The sequence below is a fragment of the Rummeliibacillus sp. SL167 genome, assembly GCF_007896505.1.
Taxonomy (GTDB): domain Bacteria; phylum Bacillota; class Bacilli; order Bacillales_A; family Planococcaceae; genus Rummeliibacillus; species Rummeliibacillus suwonensis.
Genome location: NZ_VCBM01000001.1, coordinates 1,668,076 through 1,687,982, shown reverse-complemented (window position 1 = coordinate 1,687,982; position 19,907 = coordinate 1,668,076). Strand labels below are relative to the sequence as shown.

Below are 19,907 nucleotides of genomic sequence, written 5' to 3'. Positions count from 1 at the left end.
TTGTCATAAAGGCCAGTTTTTCTGGTCTTTATGCTGTTTTAACTATGAAAAAATTAATAGATGAAGGTATTTGAAGATTTGAAGATGATTCTTTTTTTTAAACATCAAAAGTAGATTTTACGGCGTCTTAAAATCTAAGGAGAGTTTCACGTTATTTATAGAATAATAAGATAGTTTGAATCATGCGTCTTTATTCTTTAAATCCTTTCTTGTGTTAATTTTTTAAACTTTTGTTAATTTATTAATGACAATCATAAATTTATAGTGTCCTAGGGAGTGAACACATTGGATTATGTGATAGAGATGCTTGGCATTCGCAAACAATTTGGCGATTTTGTAGCAAATGATAACATTACCCTTCAGCTAAAAAAAGGTGAGATTCATGCATTATTAGGAGAAAATGGTGCGGGAAAATCGACACTAATGAATGTGCTATTTGGCCTATACCAACCAGAGGCAGGAACTATCAAAGTCCATGGCAAGGAAGTTAAAATTTCCGATCCCAATAAAGCCAATGATTTTGGTATTGGAATGGTGCATCAGCATTTTATGCTAGTTGAAAATTTTACGGTGACGGAAAATATCATTTTGGGTAATGAGCCAACTAAAATGGGTTTGGTCAATATTCGAGATGCAGCCAAAAAAGTACAGGTATTATCTGAAAAATATGGTTTAAATGTCGATGCAAATGCAAAAATCGAAGATATCTCGGTCGGTATGCAACAACGTGTTGAAATACTAAAAACATTATACCGCGGGGCTGATATTTTAATTTTTGATGAACCGACAGCATCATTGACACCTCAAGAAATTACAGAATTAATGCAGATTATGAAACGTCTTATTGATGAGGGCAAATCCATTATTTTGATAACACATAAATTAAAAGAAATCATGGAAGTTTCAGATCGTGTCACGATCATTCGTAAAGGGAAAGGAATCGGCACAGTTGTTACAGCAGATACAAACCCAGATCAATTGGCTGAAATGATGGTTGGCAGACAAGTTGTATTTAAAACAGAAAAACAACAAGCACGTCCAACCGATATCGTTTTAAATATCGAGAATTTAACTGTTGCAGACAACCGCGGTATCGACAAAGTGAAGAGACTAAATCTTACTGTCCGAGCTGGAGAAATTGTTGGGATTGCTGGAATTGATGGCAATGGTCAATCCGAATTGGTCGAAGCCATAACGGGTCTTCGCAAAGTGAAACAAGGCACAGTCACTTTAAAGGGGAAAAATATTACTGGGTTGAAACCTCGTAAAATCATGGAATCAGGCATCGGACATATTCCGCAAGACCGCCATAAACATGGACTTGTATTAGACTTTCCTATTGGACACAACATCGTTTTACAAACTTATTATCAAAAGCCGATCTCTAAGGCGGGGATTATTGATTATAAAAAGGTAAATGAAATTGCCAAAAGAATTATCACAGAATTTGATGTGCGCACACCGAACGAGATGACTCTCGCACGTGCACTGTCAGGTGGGAACCAACAAAAAGCCATTATTGGTCGTGAAATTGATCGTGATCCAGACTTGTTAATAGCTGCATTACCAACACGCGGTTTAGATGTTGGAGCTATTGAGTTTATCCACAAGCGTTTGATTGAACAGCGTGATAAAGGAAAAGCTGTTTTACTTATATCTTTTGAGTTAGATGAGGTTATGAATGTATCTGATCGTATAGCAGTTATCCATGATGGCTCTATTATTGATATCGTTAAACCATCTGAAACAAATGAACAAGAATTGGGTTTATTAATGGCTGGACAATCATTGCATCATGATCAAAAAAAGGTAGGTGACGAATAGTGTCTAAACATATGACAAATATTCTGGTTCCCCTTATATCCATCTTGTTAGGGCTCATTGTAGGGGCAATCGTCATGTCCCTAAGTGGTTTTAGTCCAATAGATGGTTATATTGCCTTGTGGAATGGAGTCTTTGGGGATAGCTATAACTTGGGTGAAACGATTCGCCAAATTACGCCCTATATTTTTGCTGGTTTAGCTGTAGCTTTTGCATTTCGGACAGGCTTATTTAATATTGGGGTAGAGGGGCAGCTGATTGTAGGGTGGCTTGCAGCAGCTTATGTCGGTTATGCATTTGATCTACCTAAGATTATTCATATCCCACTAGCATTATTAGCAGCCGCTGTAGCAGGTGGATTATGGGCATTTGTCCCGGGCTTGTTAAAAGCAAAATTACAAGTACATGAAGTAATCGTTACAATTATGATGAACTATATTGCATTACATGTTGTCAATGCATCAATCGCTACATTATCTGATGGTGCTGAGAAGACAGAAAAAATCCACGAATCTGCATCATTACGTTCACCATTTTTAGAATCTATTACAGATTATTCACGATTGCACTGGGGGATCTTCGTTGCCATTATTGCCGTATTTGTCATGTGGTTCTTATTAGAAAAAACAACTCGCGGTTTTGAATTGAAGGCTGTTGGATTTAACCAGAATGCATCTGAATATGCGGGAATGAATGTAGGAAAAAATATTATTTTAGCGATGGTTATTTCAGGGATATTCGCTGGTCTAGGCGGTGCAATGGAGGCGTTAGGTACTTTTGGTAATATTTCAAAATTGACGGGCTTTACAGGTATTGGTTTTGATGGTATCGCCGTTGCATTACTTGGAGCCAACCAACCCTTTGGTGTGTTACTTGGAGCCATCCTTTTTGGATCACTAAAAAACGGTGGTTTAAATATGCCAAACGAAGCTGGTATCCCAATGGAAATTGTATCAATCGTCACGGCATTGATTATTTTCTTTGTCGCATCGGGTTATATCATTCGTGTAACACTTGAACGTTTAAGCAAGAAGAAAAAGGAGGAAAAATAATATGAGCTTTTTAGAAGTGTTATATTTCATTATTCCTTCTGCCATTTTCTATGCTGCGCCATTAATAATGACTGCAATAGGTGGCGTATTCACAGAACGATCAGGTGTTGTGAACATCGGTCTTGAAGGTGTCATGATTATGGGTGCCTTCAGTAGTATCGTCTTTAACTTAACTTTTGCAGATTCGCTTGGCACATGGACACCTTGGATCGCTTTATTAGTGGCAATGCTTACAGGGATTGTGTTCTCCCTATTCTTGGCTGTAGCGGCTGTATCATTCCGAGCTGATCAAACAGTGGCTGGTGTCGCTCTTAATATGTTGGGTTTAGCAGTAGCTGTCTTTGCCGTTAAAATGTTATATGATAAAGGACAAACGGATTCCATTTCAGAACGTTTTTCACGGTTCGATATTCCAGGTTTAAAGAGTGTTCCGATTTTAGGGAAAATGTTCTTCACAGATGTTTATGCTACATCTATTTTAGCCATCATGATTGCATTTGTAGCTTGGTTTATTATTTATAAAACACCATTTGGTCTACGTTTGCGTGCAGTAGGAGAGCATCCTATGGCAGCTGATACAATGGGTGTTAATGTGACGAAAATGCGTTATATAGCAGTTATGATTTCAGGCGCACTTGGCGGGATCGGTGGCGCCATTTATGCACAGGCAATTGCAGGTAATTTCAGTCAAAGTACGATCAGTGGGCAAGGTTTTATCGCCATTGCCGCAATGATTTTCGGTAAATGGCATCCTCTAGGTGCTATGGGAGCAGCCCTATTCTTTGGTTTTGCTCAATCTTTAAGTATCGTAGGGGCTTCCATTCCTGTTATCAAAGATGTACCTGAAGTTATTTTGTTAATCTTACCTTATGTTTTAACAATCTTAGCTTTAGCTGGATTTATCGGGAAAGCGAGAGCGCCTAGAGCATCTGGTACCCCATATATTAAAGGAAAGCGATAATAACTTTTAGTAAGAGGCTGGGCTCTCCCCCAGCCTTTTTTATCGTGTTACGGTGTTATGAACAGGTATTCACTATAACAAACTTTTACTAAAAATCTAGGAAAAGTAATTTGAAGTATTTGTTCGCCTTTAAAAATATGGTGAAAATCAGCATTTTTATTTCATAAAAGAAACAATATGCTCATAACCTCCTTTTACATTAGTTGCAATTTTATTCAATTGCCATGTATAGTTGGAGTAATGGTTTGTTATATTAAGTAGATAGGAGGGATTTGAATGTTTAACACTTTTGAAGTAGCCAAAGACGTTCATATTCATACAAGAGTCACTGATCAATTTAAAACAGTGAATTTTTCTTTGAAATTAAGAAGACCATTGAAGGTAGAGGAGGCAGCAGAAAGAACCGTTTTAACCAATGTTTTGCAACATAGTAATGCCCAATTCCCATCTACTGCTAGTATGCGTATGTATTTAGATGATTTATATGGAACCGTTTTATATTTAGATACAAGCAAAAAAGGAAATGAACATGTTGTCATATTAAATGTTGAAACGGTCAATGACCAATACTTAAAAAATAGTGATGTATTGAGCAAAGTATTAGAGCTTATGCATACAGTACTATTTGAGCCAAACTTCGAGAATGGGACTTTTAAGGAAAATATCGTTGCCCGTGAAAAAGAAATGGTCAAAGAACGTATCCAATCCATTTTTGACGATAAATCACGCTATGCACAAAATCGTTTAACAAAAATTTTAGCTCCCAATCATCCAGCATCTATTTCTGCAAATGGTACAATTCCAGATGTTGAGGCGATTACACCACAATCCCTTACAGATACATATCAACGCACGCTTGCAGAAGATGTGGTTGATATCTATGTGGTCGGAGATATTGATGAAACAAAAATGGTTGAAGAGTTAAAAAAAGCATTACCATTTGGTGATCGAAAATCATCATTAGCAATCACTGAAATACCGAAAATTCAACCAACAGATACTTATGTCAAAGAAAAACAAGACATGAAACAGGGAAAACTGCATATCGGCTTCTCTACACCTGTATTCTTTAAAGATGCAGATTTTCCGAAGATGCAGATCTTTAATGGCATTTTTGGGGGATATCCTCATTCTAAATTGTTTATGAATGTTCGAGAAAAGGAAAGTATGGCTTATTATTGTTCTAGTTCATACTCAGCACAATATGGTTTAGTTTATGTGATGTCTGGGATTGATGTAGAAAATGAAAAGAGAACGCTACAATTAATTGATGAACAGTTATTGGCTATGCAACAAGGCGAAATAACAGATTTGGAAATGACACAAACGAAGGCGATGCTTCAAAACCAGTTGAAAGAGGCTTTAGATTCTGCTCGTGGTCAAATTGAAATTTATGACCAATATAAAGATTTGGATGAAGATTTCAATGTAGAAGCATGGCAAACAAAATGGCAAGCTGTCACAAAAGAAGATGTTGTAGCAATGGCTAAACAACTGCATAAAGAAACCGTCTATTTCTTGAGTGGAATGGAGGACGAAAAATAATGGAAACAATTCGTTTTGATCAATTAGATGAAACACTGTATTATGAAAAGCTTGAAAATGGGTTAGAAGTGTATATTTTACCTAAAAAGGGATTTTCTAAAACATTCGTAACATTTACCACAAAATATGGTTCAGTAGACCGTTCATTTATTCCACTTGGTGAACAACAAGCGATAACCGTTCCTGATGGTATTGCACACTTCTTAGAACATAAAATGTTTGAAAAAGAAGATGGAGATGTATTCCAAAAGTTTAGTGAGTATGGTGCATCAGCAAATGCCTTTACTTCATTTGCAAGGACTGCTTATCTATTTTCTGCAACAAATCATGTTTACGAAAGTACCGAAACACTGTTAAATTTCGTACAAGAGCCTTACTTTACAGAAAAAACAGTCAATAAGGAAAAAGGGATCATTGGGCAAGAAATTACAATGTATGATGATCAACCTGACTGGCGCTTATACTTCGGTACGATAGAAAATATGTTTAAAGAACACCCTGTGAAAATTGACATTGCAGGTACTGTTGAGTCGATTGATCAAATTACAGCAGAACATCTATATACTTGTTATTATACTTTTTATCATCCTTCTAACATGCTGCTATTTGCAATCGGTGCATTAGAACCGGAAAAAATGATAGAAGTAATTCGCGAAAACCAAAAGAAAAAAGAATTCGCAGAACCAACTCCTATTAAGCGCATTGGCGTAAATGAACCATCTGAGGTAGCTATCCCTGAGCGTTCATTACGTATGGATGTTTTAAAATCAAAAGTTTCTGTTGGGCTTAAAGCAAAAGAAACAAGTTTATCAGGTCGTGAAATGTTGAAGCATGAACTTGCCATTAGTTTAACATTGGATATTTTATTTGGACGTTCTTCGGATTTTTATACAAAAGTGTATGAAGAAGGATTGATCGATGAATCTTATTCCTATGATTTTTCTTTAGAGCAAGGTTTTGGGTTTGCTATGATCGGTTCCGACACACATCAGCCAGACAAACTTGTTCAAGCTATAAAAGATCAGCTGAAAAAAACAGAACAAAATTGGCCATTTGGAGAAGAAGAATTAGAGCGTGTGAAACGTCGTAGAATAGGTTTTCACTTAAGAGCTCTCAATTCCATCGAATATATTGCCAACCAATTTACACGCTATAAATTTAATGATATGAATTTGTTTGATTCTGTTGCAGCCATTGAAGAGTTAACATTGGCAGATGTCAAACAGGCCTTTCAATCATTGCAAGGTGAATCACAACAAACGGTCTTTAAAATTTTGCCATTAAAAGACAGTACTAAAACGGATTTTGAGTCAGAGGGTTCAAAAGCATAATGAAAAATTTTGCTTTAGTATTAGGCGCTTCCGGTGCAATCGGAAGTGCCGTTTGTCGTGGGTTAGCGGAAAATGGTTGGTCTCTCTATATGCATTACAATCATCATACAGATGTCATACAAAATTTGATAAAAGAATTATCACAAACATACCCAGAACAAGAATTTATGACCATTCATGCAGATTTAACAGCAGATTCTGCGGCTACTACGATTGCACAATCTGTATTTTCAATAGAAGCGATTGTTGTTGCTAGTGGTCAAGCACTGTATAAACTTGTAGAAGATACGACGGTGGAGGAAATGACTGCACTTTGGAAAGTACATGTTCAAACGCCCATTCAAATGATTGCTTTACTTGCACCTAAGCTTCGTCAACATCCTGTCAGTTATATTACAATGATTGGTTCCATATGGGGAGAAGCAGGAGGAGCTGGTGAAACACTCTATTCTACAGTCAAAGGTGCTATCCACGCATTTGTCAAAGCCTATGCCAAAGAAGTTTCTTTTAATGGGACCCGCGTAAATGCAGTCGCTCCAGGACTTATCGACACCAGCATGAATAGCCATCTGAATGAAACGGAAATGGCCGATCTATTGGCGGAAATTCCGCTAGAGCGTGCTGGCACACCTGAAGAAGTGGCACATCTTGTGTCATTTTTACACTCTGGAAAAGCAAATTATATAACAGGCCAGATTTTGCGAATTAATGGTGGTTGGTACATATAATGTCGAGCTTTACACATACTCATCGTGTAAAGGAGGGATTGTATGCCTATTTTAGAGAATTGGCAACATTGGACATCTTTTTTAGGACAAAATGTGGCACAAGCTGAACAGGCTGGTATATCCAGTAAGATCATTCGACAAGCAGCAGTGAAAATTGGTGAATATTTAGCGAAAAACGTTGATCCCAAGAATGAACAAGAACGCGTACTTTCTGATTTATGGGGTGTTGCTTCTGAGAATGAAAAAGAGGCTATTGCCAATTGTGTGATCAGATTAGTACAAAATAAAAATCTTCAATAGGAAGAAGAACAGTTTTGAACAATTTTTTAGCAACAATCATTTTAGACATCGAGGTTAATCGTCGTTATAAATAAGTACGGGGATGCTTTAAAAGTATATTTTGATACTTTTAAGACAACCCTTTTCTTTTTCTCTTTTCATCTATAGAAAAATCGGCTATTATGGAACTTAGATATGTTTTATGCGTTTTATAATAGAAGGGATCGTTGTATGTGAGAGAGTGGTATTTTGAGTATGAAATACAAATCAATCGCCCCGGATTATTAGGTGATATTGCGTCATTATTAGGGATGCTTCGGGTTAATATAGTAACGATAAATGGTGTTGACCAAGTGCGAAGAGGAATGCTTCTACGTGCCGAAAAAGAGGAACAAATTGAACGATTTAGAAGTATAGTTTCGACAATGGAAATGATAAAAGTGACGAAATTTCGACAACCTACTACTCGAGATCGTTTAGCTATTCGGCATGGTCGATATATTCAACGTGAGGCGGATGAGAAAAAAACATTTCGTTTTGTCCGTGATGAACTGGGGATTCTTGTCGATTTTATGGCTGAGATTTTTAAAAAAGAAGGTCGTAAGTTAATAGGAATTCGTGGAATGCCTCGAGTTGGAAAAACAGAGTCAATTGTTGCAGCGAGTGTTTGTGCAAACAAACGATGGTTATTTTTATCATCAACTATGATTAAACAAACCGTGCGGAATCGACTACTTGGAGATGAATTTAATAGTAACAATGTATTTATATTAGATGGAATTGTTACTAGACGATCTATGGACGAGCGTCATCAACAATTAGTACGAGAAATTATGCAACTACCGTCCACCATTGTGATTGAACACCCTGATATGTTCGTGCAACATTCTGAATATACAATCGAGGACTTTGATTATATTATCGAATTAAGACATCATCCAGATGAAGAAATTACATACGAAGTACTTGAGCGTAATAGTAGCTTTTTACAAGATTCGGATGGTTTCGGTGGTTTTGGAGGATTTAATTTTTAACAGGAAGGTGTTTACAATTGACAGAATTAGGAACTCGTTTGAAGGAAGCGAGAGTGTCAAAAGGTTATAGTCTGGATGATTTGCAGGAAATCACCAAAATCCAAAAACGTTATCTTTCTGCAATTGAAGAAGGCAATTATAGCATTATGCCGGGAACATTTTATGTACGTGCGTTTATCAAGCAATACGCAGAAGCAGTAGGATTAGATAGCAATGAATTATTAGAAACATTCAAAGATGAAGTTCCAGCCAATAAAACGGCACAAACTGTGACAGCAACTACAAATGTCCAACAACCACAACAACGACGTAGTTTAGCAAGGAAAGCATCTAGAGGCAGTTCCGATTGGATGCCTAAATTAATTGTTGCCTTATTTATCATCATTATTATTGCTGCCATTTGGTTCTTGAAACAACATAATTCTAGCAATGACGTTGTGGATGAACCAAAACAACAAGACGTCAAAGTGGAATCAACAGATGTCAAAACGAATAGTAATAAGGATAAAGAAGATCAAACCAAAACAGATACACAGGAAAATAATGCAGACGATACTACACAAAAAGAGGAAGAAACGCAACAAAAGATTTCAGAAGGTGTTTTGGAAAACGATAGTGTAACGACTACGTATACATTAACAGGAGCTAAAGACTTCAAGATCAAAGTAAAAGTTACTGGTTCAACTTGGGTAGGGATTCAAGATGAAAATGGTACGGAGATCTCCAATGAATCAGATTCTTATAAGGCAGATCAAATGTATAGTGATGGTGATGAGCTCGATATAGATGCTACTGGACACAAAAGTGTTCGTGTTAGACTTGGAGCATCTGCAAATGGTACTGTATATGTAAATGATGAAAAGATTAAGTTTGCAGCGACTCCTGCAGAACGTTATACTCAAAATATCGTTATTAAATTTGAGGAAGAAAAGTAGTCATCTGAAAAAGATGACTTTTTCCTTTGTTAAGAAAGGTGAAACAAATGAATATTCCTAATAGAATTACAGTCTCTCGAATTTGTCTAATACCTGTATTTGTATTATTGATGGTGTTAGATTTTGATTGGGGCAATATATCTATTTTAGGTGCTACACTACCAGTTGAACAATTTGTAGGTGCTTTAATTTTTATCGTCGCATCAATGACAGATTGGATTGATGGCCACTATGCTCGTAAATATCATTTAGTTACGAATTTAGGGAAATTTTTAGACCCATTGGCAGATAAGTTGCTTGTCTCATCTGCATTTATATTATTAGTAGGGATGGGAGATGCACCAGCTTGGGTTGTGATCGTTATTATTAGCCGTGAGTTCGCGGTTACTGGTTTACGATTAATTTGTGCAGAACAAGGTGAAGTTGTAGCCGCTAACCAACTCGGTAAGATCAAGACTTGGACACAAATCATCGCAATCGCATCATTATTACTAAATAACATTATTTTTGCCATGTGGGGTATTCCATTTGGAACATTTATGCTTTATGTTGCACTGGTTTTCACCATTTGGTCTGGTATTGATTACTTCTGGTTAAACCGTAAAATTTTATTAGAATCAAAATAATATATCACGGCTCATTTTGCTTAACGAAAGATTCCATTTTCGTCTAGCAACCACTACTATTTGTGGCGCTTTTTCAATTCAAGCGAATGAGTCATTTTTAGTAGGATTTTAAAAAATTACCGTGGGTATAAATCCTTTTTCGTATGGATTTTCAGTTGTTTGTTAAAAATTGGTTGGTTCAACCCATACAAAGGGCTGAAGAAAACCATCGCTGTATGAAATTTCACTTTGTAGAAGGAGGAATAATTGGATGGATGCAGAAATTATTGCTGTAGGATCTGAATTATTATTAGGGCAGATAACTAATACAAATGCCCGTTTTATCTCTAATCATCTATCGGAACTTGGAATTAATGTTTATTATCATACAGTCGTTGGGGATAATGCTGCTCGTCTAGAGGAAGCGATTAAAATTGCTGAATCACGTGCAGATCTTATTATTTTCTCTGGAGGTTTAGGCCCAACAAAAGATGATTTAACGAAGGAAACGATTGCAAAGCATTTACAAACAGAGCTTGTGTATGATGTAGATGCGGTGAAATCAATCGAAGTATTTTTTGAAAAACAAAATCGAGCAATGACTGAAAATAACCGTAAACAAGCGCTGGTTTTAAAGGGATGCGATGTATTGGTCAATAAGAATGGCATGGCTCCAGGAATGATCTATGACGATCAAAAACGTACGTATATTCTACTGCCAGGACCCCCTAAGGAACTGGAGCCTATGTTCCAATTTGAGGCAAAGCCAAAACTTGCCACACGTTTGCATGAAGGTGCCCAAATCGTATCACATGTACTACGTTTTTATGGAATAGGGGAAGCTGAGTTAGAAGTACGTATACAAGATTTACTAGATCAGCAGTCTAATCCAACAATCGCGCCACTTGCTTCAGATGGAGAAGTGACATTGCGCATTACAGCAAATGCCGAAAATAACGAAAAAGCTTGGATATTGATCAATAAAACAAAAAAAGAAATATTAGAACGAGTGGGAGATTATTTATACGGTGTGGATGATGATTCACTGTCTAGTAAAGTAGCAGAGATATTGATAACGAATCATCTAACGATTTCAGCGGCAGAAAGTTTAACAGCCGGATTGTTTCAATCAGAGCTTGCAGCCAATCCAGGGATCAGCCAATCTTTACTAGGTGGCATGGTTACATATACGGAACAAGTAAAAAAAGAACAGCTTGGAATGCCGAAAGAAATACTTGAAAAATATGGTGTAGTGAGTGCCGAATGTGCTGGAGCAATGGCGCATCTTGTAAGGGAAAAGTTCCATACGGATATTGGTGTAGGGTTAACAGGGGCAGCTGGTCCAGAAGCACATGGCGATCAACCAGCGGGTACAGTTTGGATTGGAATTGCAATAGGCAAAGATCAGCCTGCTACCTATCGATTGCAATTATCTGGCATGCGTAATACAAACCGTCTTTGTGCAGTTAAATTTGCATTTTATTATTTAATTCAGCTATTGGTTAAAAAAGGATATTCAAAATGATCAATAGATTCGAATACTCTTTCTTTAAATGAAACAAGTATTTGGGATGATAATAAGTAAGCTATTTTTAGAGAAGGCGAAAAAGCAGTGAAGTAAATTTAATGTTCCGTGGGAAAAGAGAACAGTTGAGACCCCACAGCTTCGCTAAGAAGGCTCAAGCCGCGCCCACATGAGTCGTGCAAGCCGTATCAGCGAATACCCTATATGTTGTGGATAAAATTGGATAATCAACATACCTGATATTTTTCATTAAAAATCAATTTTTAACTTAAAATAAGCTATTAAAATATAGATTTCATATAATTTATAGCTATCACTTTTCAATAGTGTATAAAAATTTACGAATAAATGTTCGCTTTTTTCTTGTCTTTTTCTCAGAAAAGAAGTATAGTAGAAACAGAAATATAAGAGAACCCATTTCAAAGGAGGAACTAGATTGGACGAACGTAAAGCGGCATTAGACATGGCTCTTAAACAAATTGAAAAGCAATTTGGTAAGGGATCTGTTATGAAATTAGGAGAAAAGGCAGACAGTAAAGTTGCCACATCTTCAAGTGGTTCGTTAGCACTTGATACAGCACTTGGAGTTGGCGGCTATCCACGTGGTCGTGTCATTGAAATATATGGACCAGAAAGTTCAGGTAAAACAACCGTAGCCCTTCATGCTATCGCAGAAGTACAAGCAAACGGAGGTCAAGCAGCATTTATTGATGCAGAACATGCTCTTGATCCTGTTTATGCTTCTAAACTTGGTGTTAATATCGACGAATTGCTATTATCTCAACCAGATACTGGTGAACAAGCATTAGAAATTGCGGAAGCATTAGTACGAAGTGGTGCTATTGATATTATTGTTGTGGATTCTGTTGCTGCACTTGTACCAAAAGCAGAAATTGAAGGGGAAATGGGAGATTCCCATGTTGGTCTTCAAGCCCGTTTAATGTCACAAGCATTACGAAAATTATCTGGTATTATCAATAAATCGAATACGATCGCTATCTTTATCAACCAAATCCGAGAAAAAATAGGCGTGATGTTTGGTAACCCTGAAACTACTCCAGGTGGACGTGCGCTAAAATTCTATGCTTCCGTACGCTTAGAAGTACGCCGTGCAGAAACAATCAAACAAGGTAATGATATGGTTGGTAACCGCACGAAGATCAAAGTTGTGAAAAACAAAGTAGCGCCGCCATTTAAAACAGCTGAAGTAGATATTATGTACGGCGAAGGGATTTCAAAAGAAGGAGAAATTATCGATATCGGTGTTGAAAAGGATATCGTACAAAAAAGCGGTTCTTGGTATGCCTATGAAGATGAACGTTTAGGGCAAGGCCGTGAAAACGCAAAACAATTTTTAAAAGAAAATCCAGAAATCCGTGATGAAATTGCTCAAAAAATCCGTGTAGCTTCAGGTATTGGTGATGATGAATATGAAGTATCTGAAAAAGGCGAAGATGAAGGAGCTCCAACATTATTTGATGAAGAATAATGTTAGACCAGAGTAAAAATCGATTGGGCGTATACCCCCTGTCGCGAAAGTCAACAGGGTATATAGCAAAGTCGAAAAAGAAAACATTATAACAAAGAGCACAGAAGGCTGATTGATCAGTTTTCTGCGCTCTATTTTTTTACATTAGGATCCATTTTATAATAGAGTCCATTTCATAACACAAAAATCATATAAAAAACACGAACGTTTAATGACCGCTACATTTAATAATTGTGTAGCGGAAAGCGACGAGCCTTACATAGTGAAAATGAAAAAATTTTTAATTATCTTCATCTTCCTGTAGCAAACGAAACAATCAAAATAAAAAGTACAACTTTTTACTATGAAGATGACAAAATACCAAAGGAATAGCTGTAAGAGCTGGATAATAATACATTCAAAAACTGTGAATCCTTGACAGGTCTATTTATCAACTATACAATTAACTTGTATTATTTCTAAAATTGAAATGAAATTGGCACTATATTGAATAATCAATGTAAAGCCGACTGAAACAGAATTTGAAACAGCAAGAGGAGGTTATTCAAATGATGGAAATCATCATCTCCGCTTTGCTTGGATTTATCGTCGGTGCCGCTGTTATCTATTTGATCATGAAAAAAGTGAACGATTCAAAAGTGAACGGTGCAAAGAATTCTGCGGAACTTATTATCGAAGAAGGTAAAAGAGAAGCGGAAGCCCTTAAGAAGGAAGCACTACTTGAAGCAAAAGATGAAACTCACAAACTTCGAACTGAAGCAGAAAATGACATCCGTGAACGCCGGTCAGAAATTGTAAAACAAGAGAATCGGTTATTGCAAAGAGAAGAAAATCTTGACCGCAAGGATGACGCTCTGAATAAGAGAGAATCAGGATTAGAGCGTAAAGAAGAAGCTCTATCTGAAAGACAACAGCATATTGTACAGATGGAAAGCAAAGTGGAAGAACTTGTTGCTAAACAACAATCCGAAATTGAGCGCATTTCAGCATTATCTCGTGAAGAAGCAAAAGCAATTATACTTAAACAAGTAGAAAGCGAGTTATCAACTGATATTGCCGTTATGACAAAAGAAGCTGAAACACGTGCAAAAGAGGATGCTGATAAAAAAGCAAGGGAAGTGCTATCACTTGCCATTCAACGCTTTGCAGCAGACCACGTTGCAGAAACGACTGTATCTGTCGTTAACTTACCAAACGATGAGATGAAGGGTCGTATTATTGGACGTGAAGGTCGCAATATCCGAACGCTTGAAACATTAACTGGTATTGATTTGATCATTGATGATACGCCAGAAGCGGTCATCTTATCAGGATTTGATCCAATTCGTCGTGAGACGGCACGCTTAGCACTAGAAAAACTTGTTCAAGATGGACGCATTCACCCAGCGCGTATAGAAGAAATGGTGGAAAAAGCACGTCGAGAAATAGATGAACAAATTCGAGAAACTGGGGAACAAACAACATTTGAAGTAGGAATTCATAATCTACATCCAGATTTAATAAAGATCCTTGGGCGAATGAAGTATCGTACTAGTTATGGTCAGAACGTCTTAAAGCACTCGATAGAAGTTGCTCACTTGGCTGGCTTACTTGCAGCTGAGTTAGGAGAAGATGTTACTCTAGCGAAACGTGCAGGTTTACTTCATGATATTGGTAAGGCAATCGACCATGAAGTAGAAGGTAGCCACGTTGAAATCGGCGTTGAGTTAGCTACGAAATACCATGAGCATCCTGTTGTTATTAACAGTATCGCATCTCACCATGGTGATACAGAACCAACATCTGTTATTGCAGTTTTAGTGGCTGCTGCCGATGCATTATCAGCCGCAAGACCTGGGGCGCGTAGTGAAACATTGGAAAATTATATTCGTCGACTGGAAAAATTGGAAGAAATATCCGAATCTTATGATGGTGTAGAAAAGTCCTATGCTATTCAAGCAGGACGTGAGATCCGTATTATAGTTCGACCAGATCAAATTGATGATTTGGCATCACATCGTCTAGCTCGAGATATTCGTAAACAAATTGAGGATGAATTAGACTATCCAGGACATATTAAGGTAACTGTCATCCGAGAAACTCGTGCCGTTGAATACGCAAAATAATTGTAAGGCAGAAGTGGCTTGTTTTAAGATGAAAAGTTGTGTCACTGAAGCTTAATTGAATATCAGTTGAACTGCAGGTTTAAACTTTTTTGAATTTAATTGATAAAAGGCTTCTCAGAACTTCGGTCGAGAAGCCTTTTTTAATGGAAATGAGTGGATAAAATGAAAGTATTATTTATAGGAGATATTGTTGGAAATATGGGTCTGGATGCAGTTGAAACTTATTTACCTCGATTGAAAAGAAAATATAATGTGGATGTTGTAATTGCTAATGGTGAAAACGCGGCTGCCGGTCGAGGAATAACCAAACGCATTTATCAGGATTTGTTGATGATAGGTGTAGATGTTATCACAATGGGAAATCATACATGGGATCAAAAAGAGATTTTTGATTTTATCGATGATGCAGAATTTTTAATTCGCCCGGCAAATTTTTCGGATGAAGCACCTGGTAAAGGAATGGTGTCCGTTACTAAAAATAACGAAACGATCTCCGTCATTAATTTACATGGTCGTACATTTTTACCACCCCATGGAGATCCATTTGCGAAAGCAGAAGAATTAGTGAACCAAGCGAAAAAAATATCTCCCCTTGTTTTTGTAGATTTTCACGCAGAAACAACAAGTGAAAAAATAGCGTTAGGCTGGTATTTAGATGGCAAGGCATCCGCTGTAGTAGGTACGCATACGCATGTACAAACCGCGGATGCTCGCATATTCCCAGGAGGCACGGCATTTATCTCGGATGTTGGTATGACTGGTCCATATGATGAAGTGCTTGGCATGAAAAAGGAAGATGTGATTTATCGTTTTAGAACCAATATGCCAACACGTTTTGAAGTACCAAAACAAGGTAGAGAAGTATTAAGCGGATTTTTCGTTGAGCTTGATCAACAATCGGGTAAAGCTAAAAATTTTGAACGTGTCTATATAAATGCCGATTATCCATTCGTTCCTTAATTAGTCTATTTTATGCATGGTGAGCATACAATGCTTCATGGACAATCAAAATGTCCCCGATTTTTCAAACTAAGGGAGGAATAGTTGTGGATTCATTGAAAGTATCGTCTCGCTCCAACCCAAATTCCGTAGCAGGTGCATTAGTGGCAGTGATAAGAGAGCAAGGATATGCAGAGATGCAAGCAGTTGGGGCAGGTGCCCTCAATCAGGCTGTGAAAGCGATCGCAATTGCGAGAGGTTTTGTAGCGCCGAGTGGTACTGATTTAACGTGTTCACCAGCATTTACAGATATTTTAATAGCGGGTGAGGATCGAACAGCTTTAAAATTACTCGTTGAAAAAAAAGAACGATAAAGTGAAGCTTCCATCAGTGGGGAGTTTCTTCATCCCCCACTAAAAAAGAGGAACTCAGGTTAAAAACGCCACGTCCTGTGGCAACACCTGAGTGACCAACATCATGTTGGCCCGAACCAATCGGACGCATGCGGCAGTTGATCCCCTATCTATCTTTGTCGTTTCTCTCTCAAACTTGAGATGGGGTCTTACTGCCCGTTAAAGCGGGATAAACAATAAACAGAGGCGGTTGACTAAGGGGAAAATCCAAATCACATCATCATTTAGACAGCCGAAGTGCATTGATTTTTCACTAAAAACGTGAGTAACTATAATAAATGAAATACCGGATAACTGATTCCGGTATTTTTTTATGTTTTTGGATAAAAATATATGTATAAAGAGCGTAAATCATTGCAATTTTATGAACAAATTTTTCCGTCAAAGGTCTGATTTTAAGAGAAATCGTTTCATAACGATAGTTTCATGCGTATGTTCGTGATAAACTTATGAAGGATAAAAAGCTTATACGTTATATATTAAGGAGATGTTGATCAATGTTACATCAGCTTTCTTGGAAAGTCGGTGGGCAACAAGGGGAAGGGATTGAAAGTACTGGAGAAATTTTCTCTACAGCAATGAATCGATTAGGTTACCATTTATATGGATATCGTCATTTCTCTTCTCGTATTAAGGGTGGCCATACGAATAATAAAATTAACGTACGTACGTCAACTGTACATACGATTCCAGATGACTTGAATATATTGGTAGCATTTGACCAAGAAACAATTGAGATTAACTATAAAGAACTAACAAAAGAAGGGGTTATTTTAGCAGATGCTAAATTTAAACCTGCAAAACCAGAAGATTGCCTAGCAGAACTTTATATCGTACCATTTACAGAGATTGCAACAGAGCTTGGTACCTCACTGATGAAAAATATGGTAGCAATCGGTGCAACAGCTGCGCTGATGAACCTTGAGGATGAAGTTTTCCAAAGTGTTGTCAATGAAATCTTCGGTCGTAAGGGAGAAGCGGTTGTACAAAAAAATATGGAGGCAATTGCTAAAGGTCATCAAATAACGAATGAATTGTTAAAAGATCAAGTTGGTAAATTTGAACTTGAACCAGGTGACGGCAAACATCGCTTGTTTATGATCGGTAACGAAGCACTTGCTTTAGGGGCACTTGCCGCTGGTTCCCGTTTAATGAGTGCATATCCAATAACCCCAGCATCAGAAATCATGGAGTATCTCATTAAAAAACTGCCTAAATTCGGAGGTACTGTTATTCAAACAGAAGATGAAATCGCGGCTGCAACAATGGCGATTGGTGCAAGCTACGGTGGTGTACGTGCCTTTACAGCATCGGCTGGTCCAGGTCTATCACTGATGATGGAAGCGCTTGGTTTAGCAGGAATGACCGAAACACCACTGGTTGTCGTTGATACACAACGTGGTGGTCCATCAACAGGTCTTCCAACAAAACAAGAACAATCTGACCTTATGGCGATGTTATATGGTACTCACGGTGAAATTCCAAAAGTAGTCATTGCACCATCTACTGGTGAAGAAGCATTTTATGATATGATTCAAGCATTTAATATTGCGGATGAATTACAATTACCAGTCATCGTATTATCTGACTTACAATTATCACTTGGAAAACAAACAGTAGAACCATTCGATTATTCTAAAATCAGCATCAACCGTGGTAAATTAAAGATGGACGAACTTCCTGAATTAGAAGATAAACAATATTTTAAACGATATGAATTTACGGAAGATGGCATTTCTACACGTGTCGTTCCTGGTCAAAAATATGGTATTCACCATGTAACAGGGGTTGAACATAATGAAGAAGGGAAACCTTCTGAAGCAGCTGGAAACCGTAAAAAACAAATGGACAAACGTTTCCGCAAATTACAATATGTTCATTTTGATACACCTGTATTTACAGATGCGCCGAATGAAGAGGCAGATGTATTACTAGTAGGCTTTGGTTCTACCAAAGGGGCGATTGAAGAAATTCGTCCTGTATTAGATGCTGAAGGCATAAAAACAAATCATGCACATATTCGATTGATCTATCCATTCCCAGTTGAAGAAATGAAACCATTGATTGATCATGCCAAAAAGGTAATTGTCGTTGAAAATAATGCAACGGGTCAATTAGCGAATATTTTAAAATTAAACATGGGTCATCATGATAAGATTGTAAATTTAACAAAATATGACGGTACACCATTCTTACCATTGGAATTGCTTGACCGTGTAAAGGAGTTGCTAACAGATGGTGACATTTAAGGATTTTCGTAACACAGTAAAGCCTAACTGGTGCCCAGGGTGCGGTGACTTTTCAGTGCAGGCAGCAATCCAACGTGCTGCAGCCAATCTTGACATTGAACCGCATGAACTAGCCGTAGTTTCAGGTATTGGTTGTTCTGGTCGTTTATCAGGCTATATTAATTCATATGGTTTACATGGTATTCATGGTCGTGCATTACCAATTGCACAAGGTTTAAAAATGGCTAATCGTGATTTAAATGTTATCGCTACAGGCGGTGATGGAGACGGCTTTGCCATTGGTATGGGGCATACGATCCACTCCATCCGACGCAATATCGATATTACTTATGTTGTAATGGATAACCAAATCTATGGATTGACAAAGGGTCAAACATCGCCACGATCTGCCGCTGGCTTTGTAACAAAATCAACACCTGGTGGCGCTATCGAGCCATCATTAAAGCCTTTAGAAGTGGCCCTTTCTTCCGGAGCTACTTTTGTTGCACAAAGCTTTTCAACAGATTTGAAAGAGCTTACAGCCATTATTGAAGCGGGTGTGAAACATAGAGGCTTTGCATTTATCAATGTATTTAGCCCTTGTGTTACTTATAATAAAGTCAACACCTATGATTGGTTTAAAGAACATATTACCAAGCTTTCAAGCGTAGAAGGGTATGATCCATCTAACCGTACTGAAGCAATGAGGACAGTGATGGAGTACGAAGGTCTTGTTACGGGTATCATTTATCAAAACGAAAATGAACCATCCTACCAAGAAAAGGTTATTGGCTATCATGAAGAACCGCTAAACAAAGCGGATATTATGATAAAAGAAGAAGAACTAAATGAATTGATGAAAGAGTTTATGTAATACCAATTCATTCTTTTAAAAATCACTCATTCAACAAGGATGG

The 19,907-nt window shown here is 37.5% G+C and carries 17 protein-coding genes; all 17 read left to right on the top strand.

The genetic code is table 11. The features are described from left to right. The first annotated feature begins 285 nt into the window (after positions 1–285). The 17 genes from FEZ13_RS07580 to FEZ13_RS07500 all read left to right on the top strand — a co-directional run bounded on the left by FEZ13_RS07580 (position 286) and on the right by FEZ13_RS07500 (position 19,864). A complete protein-coding gene (locus FEZ13_RS07580; protein ID WP_146552082.1) occupies positions 286–1,824 on the top strand; it encodes an ABC transporter ATP-binding protein in 1,539 nt (512 codons plus the stop codon). Beyond that, complete coding sequence (locus FEZ13_RS07575) at positions 1,824–2,873, top strand: ABC transporter permease (RefSeq protein ID WP_146552081.1); 1,050 nt, start codon at positions 1,824–1,826, stop codon at positions 2,871–2,873. Before FEZ13_RS07580 ends, FEZ13_RS07575 begins: the two co-directional genes overlap by 1 nt. Before the next feature lies 1 nt (position 2,874). Further along, on the top strand, positions 2,875–3,834 hold the full coding sequence (locus FEZ13_RS07570; RefSeq protein WP_146552080.1) for an ABC transporter permease: 960 nt from the start codon (positions 2,875–2,877) through the stop codon (positions 3,832–3,834). A gap of 276 nt (positions 3,835–4,110) precedes the next feature. After that, positions 4,111–5,379 (top strand): EF-P 5-aminopentanol modification-associated protein YfmF, encoded by a 1,269-nt coding sequence (gene yfmF / locus FEZ13_RS07565; RefSeq protein ID WP_146552079.1) that lies wholly within the window; start codon positions 4,111–4,113, stop codon positions 5,377–5,379. Continuing rightward, complete coding sequence (yfmH, locus tag FEZ13_RS07560; protein WP_146552078.1) at positions 5,379–6,710, top strand: EF-P 5-aminopentanol modification-associated protein YfmH; 1,332 nt, start codon at positions 5,379–5,381, stop codon at positions 6,708–6,710. Before yfmF ends, yfmH begins: the two co-directional genes overlap by 1 nt. Beyond that, the gene (gene ymfI / locus FEZ13_RS07555; protein WP_146552077.1) at positions 6,710–7,438 is read left to right on the top strand and encodes an elongation factor P 5-aminopentanone reductase; all 729 of its coding nucleotides are present in this window, start codon (positions 6,710–6,712) and stop codon (positions 7,436–7,438) included. Before yfmH ends, ymfI begins: the two co-directional genes overlap by 1 nt. 42 nt (positions 7,439–7,480) lie before the next feature. Next, the gene (locus FEZ13_RS07550) at positions 7,481–7,738 is read left to right on the top strand and encodes a DUF3243 domain-containing protein (RefSeq protein ID WP_146552076.1); all 258 of its coding nucleotides are present in this window, start codon (positions 7,481–7,483) and stop codon (positions 7,736–7,738) included. Between the two features lie 212 nt (positions 7,739–7,950). Further along, positions 7,951–8,751: a DUF3388 domain-containing protein gene (locus tag FEZ13_RS07545; RefSeq protein WP_146549300.1), complete on the top strand. Its 801-nt coding sequence runs from the start codon at positions 7,951–7,953 to the stop codon at positions 8,749–8,751. Between the two features lie 17 nt (positions 8,752–8,768). Further along, complete coding sequence (locus tag FEZ13_RS07540) at positions 8,769–9,686, top strand: helix-turn-helix domain-containing protein (protein WP_146552075.1); 918 nt, start codon at positions 8,769–8,771, stop codon at positions 9,684–9,686. Between the two features lie 47 nt (positions 9,687–9,733). After that, positions 9,734–10,312: a CDP-diacylglycerol--glycerol-3-phosphate 3-phosphatidyltransferase gene (gene pgsA, locus FEZ13_RS07535; RefSeq protein WP_146549298.1), complete on the top strand. Its 579-nt coding sequence runs from the start codon at positions 9,734–9,736 to the stop codon at positions 10,310–10,312. 250 nt (positions 10,313–10,562) lie between these two features. Then, positions 10,563–11,816: a competence/damage-inducible protein A gene (locus FEZ13_RS07530; RefSeq protein ID WP_146552074.1), complete on the top strand. Its 1,254-nt coding sequence runs from the start codon at positions 10,563–10,565 to the stop codon at positions 11,814–11,816. A gap of 436 nt (positions 11,817–12,252) precedes the next feature. Beyond that, the gene (recA, locus tag FEZ13_RS07525; RefSeq protein WP_146552073.1) at positions 12,253–13,305 is read left to right on the top strand and encodes a recombinase RecA; all 1,053 of its coding nucleotides are present in this window, start codon (positions 12,253–12,255) and stop codon (positions 13,303–13,305) included. Between the two features lie 551 nt (positions 13,306–13,856). Then, a complete protein-coding gene (gene rny / locus FEZ13_RS07520; RefSeq protein WP_146549970.1) occupies positions 13,857–15,410 on the top strand; it encodes a ribonuclease Y in 1,554 nt (517 codons plus the stop codon). A 162-nt stretch (positions 15,411–15,572) separates the two neighbouring features. After that, the gene (locus tag FEZ13_RS07515) at positions 15,573–16,370 is read left to right on the top strand and encodes a TIGR00282 family metallophosphoesterase (RefSeq protein WP_146552072.1); all 798 of its coding nucleotides are present in this window, start codon (positions 15,573–15,575) and stop codon (positions 16,368–16,370) included. Positions 16,371–16,456: 86 nt separating this feature from the next. After that, positions 16,457–16,723 carry a stage V sporulation protein S gene (locus tag FEZ13_RS07510; protein ID WP_146549294.1) on the top strand — a complete coding sequence of 89 codons (267 nt, stop codon included), beginning with the start codon at positions 16,457–16,459 and terminating at the stop codon, positions 16,721–16,723. Positions 16,724–17,259: 536 nt separating this feature from the next. Further along, positions 17,260–19,011 carry a 2-oxoacid:acceptor oxidoreductase subunit alpha gene (locus FEZ13_RS07505; RefSeq protein WP_146552071.1) on the top strand — a complete coding sequence of 584 codons (1,752 nt, stop codon included), beginning with the start codon at positions 17,260–17,262 and terminating at the stop codon, positions 19,009–19,011. Then, a complete protein-coding gene (locus FEZ13_RS07500; protein ID WP_146552070.1) occupies positions 18,998–19,864 on the top strand; it encodes a 2-oxoacid:ferredoxin oxidoreductase subunit beta in 867 nt (288 codons plus the stop codon). Before FEZ13_RS07505 ends, FEZ13_RS07500 begins: the two co-directional genes overlap by 14 nt. Positions 19,865–19,907 lie beyond the last annotated feature (43 nt).

Coding starts and splice junctions, on each gene's coding strand:
- FEZ13_RS07570 (WP_146552080.1), top strand. CDS start 2,875: ATGAGCTTTTTAGAAGTGTTATATTTCATTATTCCTTCTGCCATTTTC.
- yfmF (WP_146552079.1), top strand. CDS start 4,111: ATGTTTAACACTTTTGAAGTAGCCAAAGACGTTCATATTCATACAAGA.
- yfmH (WP_146552078.1), top strand. CDS start 5,379: ATGGAAACAATTCGTTTTGATCAATTAGATGAAACACTGTATTATGAA.
- ymfI (WP_146552077.1), top strand. CDS start 6,710: ATGAAAAATTTTGCTTTAGTATTAGGCGCTTCCGGTGCAATCGGAAGT.
- FEZ13_RS07550 (WP_146552076.1), top strand. CDS start 7,481: ATGCCTATTTTAGAGAATTGGCAACATTGGACATCTTTTTTAGGACAA.
- pgsA (WP_146549298.1), top strand. CDS start 9,734: ATGAATATTCCTAATAGAATTACAGTCTCTCGAATTTGTCTAATACCT.
- FEZ13_RS07530 (WP_146552074.1), top strand. CDS start 10,563: ATGGATGCAGAAATTATTGCTGTAGGATCTGAATTATTATTAGGGCAG.
- rny (WP_146549970.1), top strand. CDS start 13,857: ATGGAAATCATCATCTCCGCTTTGCTTGGATTTATCGTCGGTGCCGCT.
- FEZ13_RS07515 (WP_146552072.1), top strand. CDS start 15,573: ATGAAAGTATTATTTATAGGAGATATTGTTGGAAATATGGGTCTGGAT.
- FEZ13_RS07505 (WP_146552071.1), top strand. CDS start 17,260: ATGTTACATCAGCTTTCTTGGAAAGTCGGTGGGCAACAAGGGGAAGGG.
- FEZ13_RS07500 (WP_146552070.1), top strand. CDS start 18,998: ATGGTGACATTTAAGGATTTTCGTAACACAGTAAAGCCTAACTGGTGC.